8 protein-coding genes and 1 pseudogene are annotated in these 14,632 nt (G+C 32.5%); all 9 read right to left on the reverse strand.

The window, feature by feature from the left end; all coding sequences use genetic code 11:
- Positions 1-345: 345 nt before the first annotated feature.
- The 9 genes and pseudogenes from EDC18_RS12400 to EDC18_RS12440 all read right to left on the reverse strand — a co-directional run bounded on the left by EDC18_RS12400 (position 346) and on the right by EDC18_RS12440 (position 14,631).
- The gene (locus tag EDC18_RS12400; RefSeq protein ID WP_132253621.1) at positions 346-1,074 is read right to left on the reverse strand and encodes a CpsD/CapB family tyrosine-protein kinase; all 729 of its coding nucleotides are present in this window, start codon (positions 1,072-1,074) and stop codon (positions 346-348) included.
- A 1-nt stretch (position 1,075) separates the two neighbouring features.
- Entirely contained in the window at positions 1,076-1,765 is a 690-nt protein-coding gene (locus tag EDC18_RS12405) for a YveK family protein (protein ID WP_132253622.1), read from the reverse strand.
- Between the two features lie 18 nt (positions 1,766-1,783).
- Positions 1,784-2,557 (reverse strand): tyrosine-protein phosphatase, encoded by a 774-nt coding sequence (locus EDC18_RS12410; protein WP_132253624.1) that lies wholly within the window; start codon positions 2,555-2,557, stop codon positions 1,784-1,786.
- 4 nt (positions 2,558-2,561) lie between these two features.
- Positions 2,562-3,518, reverse strand: coding sequence for a hypothetical protein (locus EDC18_RS14695; RefSeq protein WP_207669213.1), 957 nt, complete (start codon positions 3,516-3,518; stop codon positions 2,562-2,564).
- A gap of 105 nt (positions 3,519-3,623) precedes the next feature.
- Positions 3,624-5,063 (reverse strand): S-layer homology domain-containing protein, encoded by a 1,440-nt coding sequence (locus tag EDC18_RS12420; RefSeq protein WP_132253626.1) that lies wholly within the window; start codon positions 5,061-5,063, stop codon positions 3,624-3,626.
- Positions 5,064-5,347: 284 nt separating this feature from the next.
- Complete coding sequence (locus tag EDC18_RS12425; RefSeq protein ID WP_132253628.1) at positions 5,348-12,670, reverse strand: InlB B-repeat-containing protein; 7,323 nt, start codon at positions 12,668-12,670, stop codon at positions 5,348-5,350.
- Positions 12,671-13,144: 474 nt separating this feature from the next.
- Positions 13,145-13,324, reverse strand: a pseudogene (locus EDC18_RS12430) (ATP-binding protein); the annotation flags it as partial.
- Positions 13,325-13,370: 46 nt separating this feature from the next.
- Entirely contained in the window at positions 13,371-13,859 is a 489-nt protein-coding gene (locus EDC18_RS12435; RefSeq protein WP_132253632.1) for a hypothetical protein, read from the reverse strand.
- Between the two features lie 25 nt (positions 13,860-13,884).
- The gene (locus EDC18_RS12440; protein WP_132253633.1) at positions 13,885-14,631 is read right to left on the reverse strand and encodes a hypothetical protein; all 747 of its coding nucleotides are present in this window, start codon (positions 14,629-14,631) and stop codon (positions 13,885-13,887) included.
- Position 14,632: the final 1 nt, after the last annotated feature.

The following is a 14,632-nucleotide window of genomic DNA, read 5'->3' on the forward strand; positions in this document are numbered from 1 at the left end:
TCCTATTAAAGAAACAGAGTTAAAGGATTATATGGTCCAGAATAAATAGATTATGCGAAATAAATTAAATGCGACAACTTACTTGACAAATACCGTACATTATAGAATAAATATTACAAAATTGCAATTCTAGTCAATATCTTTACATAGTTTCATATATTTTCATTGCATAATTTCCTACAACAAAGTGATATCTGAAGTCACCTTTGTTCTTGGGCATCAAGCTTTTTCTAGCTTTGTTAGAAAAATGCAGCGCATTTAATCAACTTTTTACTTTATAGGAAATAGAACTTTCCTATAAAGCAAAAAAAGAAATGTGCTTGTCCACATTTCATTTTTTGTGTGCTACTTATTCTTTTTTTTATCTTTTCTTTTTTTCTTTTCTGATTCAGGTTTTTCTTTATAATCATAATAATAGTAATAATTTCTAAGTTTTTTCATATTAGCTTTTGTAAGAACTGCACCTAATATGTTGGCATTAACTTTTTCTAAAGATTTTTTTGCAACCTTTGCTGCTTCAATATTGGTTTGATCCGCTGCAAATATAAGAATCATACCGTCAACAAATCCACTTAATATTGCTGCATCTGTTACACTTAAAATTGGTGGTGTATCAATTAGAACAATATCATAAGCATCTCTTACTTCTTTTAAAAAGCTTTGCATTGATTGAGAAGCAATTAACTCAGCAGGATCTGGTGGCATTGCTCCAGCTGTAATAACATACAAATTTTCAATCTCTTCAACAGTTTGTGCCACTTCACTTAACGGCTTTTTTTCTACAATAATACTGGTTAACCCTAAGTGATTTCTTAAGTTAAAAGTTTTATGTAATCTTGATTTTCTCAAATCACAATCTATTAATAATACTTTATATCCTGCTTGAGCCATAGTAATAGCCACATTAGATATGGTTGTTGTCTTACCTTCTTCAGTGCTAGAACTTGTAAAAGCAATTAACTTATTTTGTCTATCAATATTTGTGTATTGAAGATTTGTTCTAATCATACGATAAGCTTCTGAAACAGGAGCTTTTGGATCACGTAATGTAATAAGGTTCTTATTAATATTCATCTTATCTAGCCTCCCCATCAAATTTAGGTATAACACCTAAAACTGTAAGTCCAAGAACTTTCTCAATATCTTCTTCTTTTTTAATGGTATTGTCCATCATATTTAATAAGAAGATTAAGAAGATAGCTATCATAATACCTAATATACCTGCTATGGCAACATTAAGTCTTAAGTTTGGACTTACTGGGTTCCTTGTAGGAATAGCACTATCAACAATCTGAACATTTTTAACACCTACAATTTCTACTGCTGTTGCTACCAATACTTCTGCTAAACGATTGGTAATCATTGATGCTAATTCTGGATCAGGATCCGTAAATCCTATATGAAAGAACCTAGAATTTGATATTGTACTTACATCTAATCTACTTCTAAACTCAGAAATACTAACATTTAATCCTAAACTCCCAATAACTTCTTCTGTTACAAGACGGGTTTTAATTAATTCACGATAATCGGTAATCAATTGATTTCCAACACGTAACTCATCAAAGCTAATATTAGCAAGCGCATCTGCTTCTTTACCAATAAACAGAGTAGCCTCTGTTTTGTACATAGGTGTAATATGGCTACTGGTAATATACGCTGCACTACCTGCAGAAATTACGAATAAAACTAAGATTAGCCACCATTTTTCTAATACTATACCTATAATCTCCCTCAGGTCTATTTCATTTACTTCCTCAACCATTTATATAACTCCTTCCAATCAACGATGTCGACCGAAAAGCCAGTGCTTCTTTTTAACTCTAATAGGATCCTCCGGATTTATTGGTTTATTCTTAATAACATCCAACCCATTATGAATAAATAATTCATCCGCTTTCTCTTTACCTATTATTTTAAGTATTTCATCATAAGCAGCTTTTAACTCTGGCCTTCTCTTTTTATGTCCATGTGCATCACTACCAACAAAATGCACCAGATTATGTCTTAACAATTGTATCGTTGTTTTTTTTATATCTGAACCCCATTTTCCTATTATGGAGCCCGCGTCTATTTGCATTAAATATCCATGTTTTACTAAGTCATATACAATATTGATATTAGACCCCACATACTCATATCTTTCTGGATGGGCAATGATAATATCGTAACCTTTTACATTAATATTGTATAACATATTTAGATAATTTTCATAATATACAAGCCTTGGAAATTCTACAAGAACATATTGACTGCCTGCCAAAGACAAACAATGTTTGTTACTTAGTGCCTTATCCAAGTCAGCTTTAATCATTAGTTCATTTCCAAGATATAATTCCATAGCGATATTCTCTCTCTTTGCTACATCAATTACCTCTTGAAATCTTTTATGCACATCTTCTATCTCATACTGATAGAGATCTCTATCATAATGAGGTGTTGCAATCATATGTGTTATACCGTCCCTACTTGCGGCTTTTAACATTTCAATCGTTTCTTCTAAAGACTCTGCCCCATCATCAATATAGGGTAAGAAGTGACTGTGTAAATCAACCATTATCTCACCAACCCAATATATTATAGTATTTCTCTATTACTGCCCTCTCCTCCGATGATACATTTAAACTGTCTAAATACTCTTTTGCCAATCTTTCATTCTCTGCAGTTCTACCACCATTATAAATACCCATTAAATAATTGATATTTACACTATTGGCTAGATTAACTACAGTGTTTAAATCATTTGAATCCACAATATGAATATTTTGTTCTAGCTGACTCTGTGCCCAACTATTGTAAATTTGTGGACTTGACGTATTTCCTGTGTTTCCTGTAGAAGATGTATTAGATGTTGATCCATTGGCATTAGTACCCTGATTGTTATTTTTATCTGTATCAGTGATTACTTTATCCTGTTCATACTTTGCTAACTCATCTCTAAACTGTTGTAAAATCTTGTTTTGATCCAATCCTGTGGAATTATTCTTTGTGTTATTGGTTGTTGTGTTATTGTTTGTGTTATTGTTTGTGTTATTGTTTGTGTTATTGTTTGTGTTATTGTTTGTGTTGTTGCTTGTGTTGTTGTTTGTGTTGTTGTTTGTGTTGTTGTTTGTGTTGTTGTTTGTGTTGTTGTTTGTGTTGTTGTTTGTGTTGTTGTTTGTGTTGTTGTTTATGTTGTTGTTTGAGCTATTGTTTTCTGTTGAATTTTTTATATTGTTATTGTTAGAAACTGTTCCTGTTGGTTCATTACTTGAAATATCCAAGTTTTTTTCTGGAACATCATTTCTATCTCTAACACCTTCAACCAAATCAATAGATTCATTTTTATCTATTTCATCTTTGTCATCTGTCTTTTGACTATAATCTAAATTGTTTTCATTATTTGTTTCAGTTATGTCTTTTTCATCATCTACGAACTCAATTACTGTTGGATTTGTAGATAAAAATTTTGCAGGTATGATCATTCCTATACCAATAGAAAGAACTATACCCCCTACAATTAAAACTATCTTTTTCATATTTTCACCTTCTATAATCCAATGCCTAACGGGTAGTTTAATACAATGATAAGGAATCAGATATAAAACCTGATTCCTTATTTAAAAATATCATAATTCTAATGATTATTTTACAATTGTTTCAATGATTGAAGTAATTCTATAAATCATAGTTGCTACTTCAGCTCTTGTTGCATTTGCTTTAGGAGCAAATGTTTGTCCTGATCTACCATTTACTATTTCATATTGGTAAAGAACAGCTACACCTAATTGAGCCCAATCGCTTACTTCATCTGCGTCTACAAAATAAGTAAGACCTTTAAGTAATTCTTCAGCATTTGGAACTTCATCAAGTCTATCAAGAAGAATTCTTCCTAAAATAGTTGCAATTTCTTCTCTAGTAATTGATTCATTAGGAACAAACTTGTTATTACCTCTACCATTGATATAACCTGCTTTAGCAACTGCATTTACTGTACTTGCATACCATGCTTTGCTATCTACGTCATCAAACATAGATGTTTCATCACTTTCTAATGCTAATAAACGAGAAATCATTGTAGCAAATTCTGCTCTAGATGCATTAGCACTTGGATCAAAGATTCCATTTCCTCTACCTTTAAGAATTCCATATTGAGAAAGTTTTTTGATTGCTTCACCAGCCCAAGCTGCTATTTCTTCGTCAATATCAGAGAATTCAATTTCGATAAGTTCAAATTCATCATCGTCTTTATCAACCGGTTGTGTTGGTTGAGTTGGTTGAGATGGTTGTTGTGGTGGAGTTACAACATCATCACTATCAGTTGGTGGAGGTGTAACTACTACAATAAAACCATAACTATTTAAAAAGTTATGAAGCGCATTTTTATTTGTTGCATTTGAGTTATAATATCCAATAAATAAATTTAACCCTTCTACTATTACTTCTTTATTAGATACTATTTTGCTCGTACCAAGTGCATTACCAGCAAAGTCAATTAACTCATCTACTAATTGAGAATCCAATGTTAAGACATTGTTTGTAGACCTAAATATTGGGAAATTTAACTCTACCCCTAATAATGCTTCTAAGTCACTACGAAGTTTTAGTACTTCTAATACTTGTTCTACTTTTTCAAAAGCTTGGTCAATATTTGCAGAAGTAATTCCAGCATCTACTAATTTAACAATTAAATTAGTTGCTTCATCTTCAATTAGCTCTACCAAACGTGCTTTATCAGCAACTACCGCTGCAAAGTCACCGCTTTCATATTGTCCTTGATAGCTTTCTACATAAGCAGCAAGTGATGAAAAAGTAACAATTGTTACATCAATTCCGCTTATACGATCTACTTGTTCCTCGTATAAATCTTCAAATACAGAAAGAAACCCTTCTATATTGTCGAAACCATTAAATAAATCTAATGCCCTCTCAAAGTCTTCTTGGTAATCGTTGTATAATGTAATGATTTGATCTGCTAACTTTTCACTTAAATTATCTTCTGCAGCAATTGCTGTAGGAACAAATAAAGCAATTGTTAACATTAAAACCAACATCATACTAATAATTCTTTTAGTACATTTCATTCGTATATTACCTCCTTATTTTTTGTTAAGTCATTTATGTATACACCCTAGAATTTTAAAGTTTTCTATAAGGTACTGACTTCAATATCAATATCAATATCAATATCCCACATTCATTGGGAAATACCGCTAATACATTGTTAATAAAATATTGATATAGATATTTCCATTATAATATATTTTTGTCAAAAAGAAAATTACTTTTTACTATTTTTCCATTTTTTCTTGTATTTATTTCTATACATTATAGCGCCAGGCTATAAGTACCTGGCGCTTTTTTGGTCTTACTCCATACTTGACTTGATTAAGTTTTGTATGAATTTTTCTAAAATTGTGGCTACTTCTGCACGTGTTGCTTCTCCTTTAGGGTCTAATACATTATTGCCTTTACCTTGTAATAACCCTGCATTTACAGCATAATTCATTGGTGCTTTAGCCCAACTTGAAACTTCATTTACATCTACAAAGACACTCGTTCCTTCACCAACTAGGGCTACTTCTAAACCTAATGTTTTTGAATAATTATAAAGTATTGTAGCCAATTGTTCACGAGTAATTGGATTGTTAGGTGCAAACTTATTATTCCCAACTCCCGAAACCAATTCGTTAGCACTTGCCCAAGCTACAGCATTTGCATAATATTCATTACCTTTAATATCTTCAAACACATTGTCTCCAACTGCTACTTCATTTTCCAAACGATGTAATACGGTTACTAACATACCACGTGTCATTGTCATATTTGGACTGAACGCATCCACAGAAGTACCAGCAAAAAGATTTCTTCTTGCTACAAAACCTATTGCATCTCTTCCCCAATGATTGGAAGTATCAGTAAATAGTTTATTATTTGAAATCAATTTTATATGTGACGATCCCTCTAGGATGGTATATAAAACACCTTCATTAATGATTGTTTTAGGAATAACCCTATCACTGCCATCTGCTTTTATTAATGCCACACCTTGAACCAAATCATTGTTTATTTCAAAGGCAACCATTAATCCACCATCTATGGTCAGTACTTTTTTATTACCCGTTAATACATTAATTTTAATTTTGTCCTCAACTGCTTCTAATCTAAAGTCAATTACATCTCCATCTTCTTTAGAAAGACTCATTAAAGCTTTTTTATTTAATATGATATTACCAAGTGGTGTCATCATTTTAATTGTCTTAGACTCTTTTGCCATCTCACTTATTAGATTTCTTGTGATTGCCATTTCAATCCATTGAATGCTATCTTCAACTTCAGCTTCTATTACCAATACTTTCGTATCTTTTTCCATAGATGCCATTATCCTTTTTGCCATTGAATCTGAGATCACAAGATTTGTTCCTTGGTTTACAATCTTACCTTCTAATTTTAAGGTTCCTTCATTGCCTTCAATAACAATACCTTCAACTTCAACTTCAACAGGTGCAACAGGTGTTGTTGGCTCTGTAGGTGTTGTTGGTACAGAAGGTTGTTCTGGTACTGTTGGTTGTTCCGGCACTGTTGGCTGTTCTGGATCATTACCAATAACTTTAAATGCTGCCGTTATAAGAACATCCTCAGCAGGCATTACAAAAGAAGTACCTTCAATGGCTTCACCATTAATATAAATGCCTTCTAACGTCATTCCATCATCTGGCGTAATGGCTACACTAATTGTTTCTGTATATCTTCCTTGATCTGCAACAGTTATACTACCATTAACCACTTCTCCAACTAAAATACCAAATGATTTTGGCACCATTTCAAAATCAACATCATCCCTTGGTGGTGGAATAATAATAGTACTACTGTTATCTCCTTCATTGCTATACCTTGAATCAAATAAAGTATCATAATCCTCAAAATGTTCTTTTGTAGCGATAACACGATAAATACCCTCTGGTACCATCCATCCATAGTATCCATCAGCATCTGTTAATTGAGGATTTACTTGACCATAGTTTTCAGCATCCCATTCTACCCATATGCCATCTACAAGAACTTGGCATACCACTAGGACACCTTCTAAAGGTTCATTGGTTACAGCATTTGTTACATAACCACTTGGATCAATTAAAATGGTTCCTTCTGCAATATTAAAGAATAATTCTTTGCCATCTGTGGTTGTAACTTTTGCTACTATTGTTTCTAATCCTGCGCCACCCCAGCCGCTAAATACTGCTTCAAAGTCATTATTAGCAACAAAAGTCTTGCCAGCAAAAGAATACTCAACAGCCTCTATTTTATGTGCATTTTCAAATTCTGTTTTTACTGTAAATGGATAACCCATAAGCTGCATATCAACATACTCGCTAAATGTATACATACCTAATCGATTGTTCATATTCATAAGATTACCATTTTTATATACTTTAGCTACACTAACAGGCTCTTCTTCTGAAAGAATTGGTATTACTCTAGATAAAGCCACACCGTCACCTTTAATGGCTTCAGCTACTAATTTCACTTCACCAGCAGGTAATGCTATTTCAGTTACATAGAATCTTCCTCTTGGTGAAACAGTTCCATACACCTGACCTGTTTCAAAATCCTTAATTCTAATAACTGTTCCTTCTACAGCTTCACCATATACTTTAAAGCTTTCCCCTTCTTTTACAGAAGATGGTGCATTTAAAGTCACATTACCAATATTTAAGTAAGCCTTACCAAAATCAAATCCATCAGAATCCACGATGATTTTTACATCAAACTCAAGAGATGAAAGATTTGTCTCATTCACTCTATAAGCCAATCTCACTCTTCCTGACTCTCCTGGTAATACTTCGCCAACATTCACCGTAGCTGTGCCATTTACTAAAGTCACATCTACTGGTGTTGTTACTAAAAAGCTTGTGTCCACAGCTTCACTACCACTATTTTTATATCTTATGTCTAAATTAACAATATTACCTGAATAAGCCGTACTTAAATCAAGAGAAACTTCATTACCACTTCCTACAAACCCTTCAGAACCAATGATTGGGTCTTGATAGTAAAGTGTTTTACTGATAGTTCCTTCAAGTATATCTTCTGCTGTAACATTAAATTCAACTGGCTCGCTAACAAAACTCATACTTGTTCCATTACTATTTCTTAACCAATTGATTTCAACTTTATAATTACCTTCTTCTCCAACACTTCCATTAAACAACGCTATGCCATCACCAGCTGTTTGAACTTGTTGGAACCAACGCCATTGGCTATTTTCTTCTTTATACAGAGTAACAAATGCACTAAAGGCAGGATTACCTTGAACTTTAGAAAGGTTTACACGTAAATCCGCACCTTTTGTTACTTCAAAATCAATATCTTCTATATTACTATCAACAATTACAACTTGTTTTTCTGTTTCACCAAATAACTTTGTACTCCAGTCATATAGGTATACACTGTATTCCCCAGGCAATAAACCATTTAATGTGTAAGTACCATCTGCTCTTACAGAAGTATATTTATAACCATTGCTTGAGTAAGCTTCAACATACATATTTGATGAAACACCACTATTAATATTGACTCTACCTAAAATGCTATGGGTAACAGGAATTTCAAAACTTACTTCTTGATTCTCTGTAAGATTAACCTGTTTACTATTCCAGTACCAATCTTCACTCTGTCCCATTTGAAGATATACTTGGTATCCTGAACCCCCTGGTAAAGTGATTTTTGCTTCAAGTGTTCCTGGAGCTACTTGTTGTGTTTTATAAATACCTAATCTTGTATTTTGAATAGTAACACTATAAGCTGACTCTGCTTTATTTACCTTTACTGTTAATTCTATTACTTCTTTAAATGACCCATGTATCGTTACATCTTTAGATGGCATTCTAAACATTTTTGTTTCATTAGAAATAATTGTTGAAACCCCATCAGCTGATGTCCACCATAGTCTGTCTACAATATTATTCCCATCAGGAATCACATTAACAGTTACAAATTCTCCTGCTCTTTTTGTTGCTGGCACTTCAATGACACCACCAGATATACTATCTGCAACTGTAATAGAATATCCACTTGCTTCCCATTTTGCATAAAGGGTTGTGCTTGAAACCACTACATCCTCATTAAAGTCCCAAGGCATTGTTAATGCCGCATCCTTATACCAACCTACAAAGCTAAATCCTGCTCTCGTTGGTGCATTAGGTGCATTAATTGTACCATCTCTTTCTGCATTATCTATAGGTTGTACGATACTTCCACCCATAGAATTGAAACTTATAGTGTACTTCATTGGCTCATATACTGCTGTAACTGTTAATACATCCACTATATGATCAAATTCTACATCCCATTCTTTAAACACATACCCTTCACGAGTTGGTGCTTCTGGTGCCGTAGCCCCTTCACCATGTTTAACACTTTGAGTTGAAAGAACTTCTCCATTATAATCTTTAAATGTTACTGTATAGGCATTTTCTGTCCATTTAGCATAAATGGTTACATCAGACATTACCACATCAGTTGTAAAATCCCAAGGCTGAGTTAACCCTTCATCTTTAAACCAACCATCAAAGCCATGGCCTTCAAATGCTGGTGCATTAGGTTGACTTAATATACCATTATATGGTACTTGTACACTTTCTATTGCAGAACCACCATTGGTATCAAAAACTACTGTATACTCTATTGGTTCAAAGACTGGATAGACATTTAAATCCTCCATAACATTATCAAATGCTTTGTCCCAACCAACAAATGTATGACCTATACGTGTTGGGCTATCTGGAGGCGTTGCATCACTGTACTTTAATACAATCTCCTCTTTTATAAGTTCTCCATCCAAATTGAAAAACTTCACTTCAAATTCAGGTGGTAAAAATTCAAATTCTGCTGTAATAACTGCATCTTGACTTGGCATTATAAAAGCAAAGTCTTCGATTACTATCCCATTAACTTTTAAAGAATGATTAACAAGACGATAGTCTTCATCTGCTTTTACTTCTACTTCTATCAAACTGCCTTCATAGACTTTTAATTCATTATTTTTCACTGTAATTTGCCCATTTGATATCTCTTCTATTATTATGTTATACGCTTGAGCTGGTACAAAAACAGCTCCAACCACTACATCATAATTTGGCATTACAAATGAAGGAGAACCTAAGTCGATTTTAATAGGTGTTTTAGAAGAATCATCTGCTTTATAATAAAATAATTCATTTAATTTAAAGCCATTGTCTGGTGTTGCTGTAACGGTTATAATTTGTCCTTCTCCAGCTACACTATGCTCTATAAATACAAAGCCGTCGTGAATAAATGGTTCTATATCAATTTTATGAGTATCTACTGGTACAAACTCAGCTGTTACTTCTACATCTCCACTTAGTAAAAATCCTCTACCTAAAATAGATTCACCGTTTACTTTAATAGAATTTGCCTTATAAGCATACCCAGGATCTGGTTGAACTTTTAGATATACTTCAGAAGCTTTTAATCCTGATGTAATTGTTGGTACTAGGGTACCATTTTGCGATTCCAATATGTTTACTGAGTAGATATTATCATCTTGTGGTTCATCAATTGGCAAAAAGAATTGATTTCCCATTCTTGAAACTGGAACCCCATCTACCAATAAAACAGCATCATATGGTTTGAAAAAATTTATTCCTTGAGTATTACTTCTAACAATATTAAAACGGGAATTGCCATTTACCAATTCAACTCTATGCTCTGGCGTTACCCTTAATGGATCAAAATCATACAATTCGAATACAAGTTCAGATGAAGTTAGACTTTGACTGTTAACACTTGTATAAAAATGTGTTTGGTTATATCGGGTAACAAAAAAGGAAGTATTACTATTTGTCTGACCCGTGTATCTTGAATAATAATTTTGGAAATAAACATTATCGCCTGTTTCTGTTACAATCACAGGAGCACCTTCATAATTCAATGCAAAGGTATAATTTCCCATAGGTAAATCAATAGATAACTCCTGCTCAAAGCGAATATACGTATAATCATCAAAATTATATTCATCCACCATTAATTCATCAAAAGTATATACATCACCTAAAACACTAATGATATCAATACTAAAACCATTTTTATTTTCTATAGTATCTAACAAAGAATTGTTTACTTGTAATTGTCCAATTATCTTATTATTGCTAAAATGAGCACTTCCACTATAAGAATCAACCTCAAAAGGTGATCCAGCACTAGGTGTTCCACTTACATTACCACTCCAATAACTTGTTGAAGTTCCCCATTGTGCCCAACCATCACCATTTGGATCTTTTTCAAAAATTCTAATCATATAAGAACTATAGTCTTCAAATCTAATAACTTCCCCATTAGCATCTGTAAACTCAATGTCTAATATATCACTCTCTGGTGTTATAATTGTTTGTGCTATCACTTGATCTTGCAAATGCAATTCAACTTTATATTGCTCATTATACTTTGCGCCATCTGTCCACAATACAAAATGTGCATATTCTCTATGTGGCACATACGACCTCATAATTCTAAAGTTTTGTGACTGCTGTGGATAGAATGTATATGTATCTTCTCCTAAATACGCTTCATCCGATACTACCCTAATGGTATAAGCTTCACTTTTTAAAACCTCTCCTTCTGGGAGTATTATCTCATATAAAGCCTCTGCATCACTGTGAACATACAGTATTCTATGGTTGTAGCTTTCTCCTAATTTTTCATTGTTTTGATTGTATAATTCTAGTCCAAAGTCACGATTATGTCCACCTGACACCCTTAAAGTTGCATAAACCTTATTCGCACCTAATCTATTTTCTACATTATGATAGTTACTCACATTTATAAGTGTAGAATCTGTTATATTAAACATATTAGGTATTCTATGAACTACACCTTCATCGTTATACCCAACTACATTGTATAAGCCTATCTCAAAAGCTCTTCCTTGTATAAAGTTAATGTAATAATATTTCAAGTTAGACATTAACATATTGGCAAAAGGTACTAATTCTTTATATCTATGATCTTGAAATCTTTGTGTATATGTATGGAGTTGGTTAAATTCTGAATTAGCAGCATATATAATACCGTCTTTTTCCAGCCCCCATCTTAAACCTTCTGTATCTAAATTGATAGGAAGATAAAATTGTGTATTTATATTTGTCGTTTCATAATATATATCCTTTGGTATAACATGCCCATTGGCTTCCTCAATTGTCATAGGATCATCTTCAATAATACTTATTTCCAAAGTAACTGTTTCATATAATGGTTGATTATTGAAATCATTAATTGATATTACTAATGGTATTTCACCTCTAAGTGTGTTAATTGGCTGTTGAAGGATTACATAACCTGTTGAATCATTATGTTTTTGAATAACACTTTGATAATTATGATCCTCCAATTGCAACTCAAATAAATAGTTGTTGTCACCAGTAAAATCTAAACCAGTAATCATAACCCCTACTATTGTTTGGTGACCCCAATTGTTTCCAACGATAAATGCATTGGCTGTTTTTATTTCTATTGGACTGCCATCTTCTTCTAAAGATGCAGCTTGTACAGAAATAATTTCAATAGACCTTAAACTCTCTTCTTCTGTTGCTGTGACAAGACTTGTTGGTAACAATGTTATCAACATCATTACTGCTAAAGCAAAAGCCACAAACCTCTTACTTTTACTCATTCATTAATCCCTCCGTTTTTCATTGTTCATACTCATCTGTTTTTTTTGATTAAAATATTAATTTTATTGTGCACATACTACACATTTAATTCAATTCATAATAAATAGAATCAATTTATAATTGTACATACAGATTATATAATATCATATTTTTTTATTAAATTCTACAATTTAAATATTTTTTTGATTGCTTTGGATTTATTTTCAAACTAAAAAACCACTAAATGTTTTTAAATCAACATTTAGTAGTTTCTAGTTAATATTATCTATTTCTTTTTTACTCCACTGACTGTTTTTAGATTTGATCCAGCTATTAATCTCTTTCATCTTGCCTATACCTTGTATTTTCATCCTTATAAAATATTCAAAGAGGTTATAAACTAGACCACAACGTTGGACAAGTATAAAAAAGCCAAACCTTTATAGGCTTTACTTATTTAGAATGCTGTCACTTCTAATTAATGATTCTATTAACTATTCTTCATGAATAATACTTCTGATATTTATTACTTTAAATACCCCTCGCCTATCTATAAATACTGGAGCAGGCATATCAGCTTTTTTAAGTTCAGCTATAACAGTAGGAATCCCTGAAAATCGATTTTCTGTATCAAGCATAATTTCTAATGCTCCTGCTAAGTATGGATTCCTGGTGTCTGCAGCCGCCTTACTTAATCATCTACAGTGATCCTACCATTACCTATTTTTCTTTTTTTGTTCTAGCGACCATGTTCAAGTTGTCAATTATATTATCCATCCAAATGATTTTCATGGTTTCAAGTAACTTTGTAGATAAGTCCTCCACTTTTTTTAATTGATTCTCATTCGTGTTCAATTTATCATTTACATCATTATATAAATTCTTAATTTCTTTTGTATTAAGGGTCATTCTTCTTTTAATATCTTCATTATTATTGGAAAAATCATTTTCTATATTATGTATTATTTCTATAATGGCCTGTGTCTCTTTATTATTTCTTTCACAAATAGTATTCATATGATCATTTGTATTTTCAATCATTCTATGACCTTCATTTGTTATCTGCTCATTAACCAAATCAAAGGCTTTATAAATCTTTTGATTTTCTTTGGTTAATTGATCTAACATCAGAGTCATATCGTTAAGCTTTTGTGTGACTTCATCATAATCCTTTTTACTGGCCAACCCTATAAAACTCCAAAAACCCAATTTTGCACCACCCTTCTATGCCTTATCATTCAGTTAGCTTTGATAATATCATATCTGCAACACCAATAATAATTAAAGGCTCTAATTTTGCTTTTTCTTTATCAATTACATCATTTTCTATTCGCAAAGCCAATGAATTAAATTGAGTTTCCATGGCAATCAACTCTTTTTCTTTCGTTTCTAGAACACCCTCAAGAAATTCTTGAATTTCCTCGTTTTGTTCCTTAACGATACTTTTAATTTCTTTCGCAAGAGCATACAAACCTTCCTTAATGACTTTTCCACCAAAGGCTTTCATAGCTCTTTCTTTTTCCTTACCTGAACTCATTTGTAGAATCTGTAAGCATTCAATATCATCTAAAGATACTCTTTTTGCCAAATGATTTTTCAATGACCCCGTAATACTACTTTTTACTCTTTTTAAAGTTAATTTTAATCGGTTAGATTTAATGCCTGACTCTTTACTATCTAACCCTTTAATCAAATCATCAAAGTATTTTTGAGAAGCAGCAACACAATCCCTTTCTACGGCATCGGCCTGTGCTTGTAATCCAATACTAAAACTGGATAAAATTTCATTCATTATAATGGTTTGGTGTATCGGTGCACTTTCTTTATCATATTCATTTGTTTCACTCACTTTTTTTGACGTTTCTGCACAGGCATTTTGGATATTCCTACCTGCCTGAGACATTCTTTCGCTCCCAAAGAAATTACCTACGTTCTCTACGCCTCTACCAATCGCTCTACCAATTAATTTGAATAGACCCACA

The organism is Natranaerovirga pectinivora (assembly GCF_004342165.1).
Classification (GTDB): domain Bacteria; phylum Bacillota; class Clostridia; order Lachnospirales; family DSM-24629; genus Natranaerovirga; species Natranaerovirga pectinivora.

Bases quoted from the DNA above. Each gene is read 5' to 3' on its own strand.
- EDC18_RS12400 (WP_132253621.1), bottom strand. From the start codon at position 1,074: ATGAATATTAATAAGAACCTTATTACATTACGTGATCCAAAAGCTCCT.
- EDC18_RS12405 (WP_132253622.1), bottom strand. From the start codon at position 1,765: ATGGTTGAGGAAGTAAATGAAATAGACCTGAGGGAGATTATAGGTATA.
- EDC18_RS12410 (WP_132253624.1), bottom strand. From the start codon at position 2,557: ATGGTTGATTTACACAGTCACTTCTTACCCTATATTGATGATGGGGCA.
- EDC18_RS14695 (WP_207669213.1), bottom strand. From the start codon at position 3,518: ATGAAAAAGATAGTTTTAATTGTAGGGGGTATAGTTCTTTCTATTGGT.
- EDC18_RS12420 (WP_132253626.1), bottom strand. From the start codon at position 5,063: ATGAAATGTACTAAAAGAATTATTAGTATGATGTTGGTTTTAATGTTA.
- EDC18_RS12425 (WP_132253628.1), bottom strand. From the start codon at position 12,670: ATGAGTAAAAGTAAGAGGTTTGTGGCTTTTGCTTTAGCAGTAATGATG.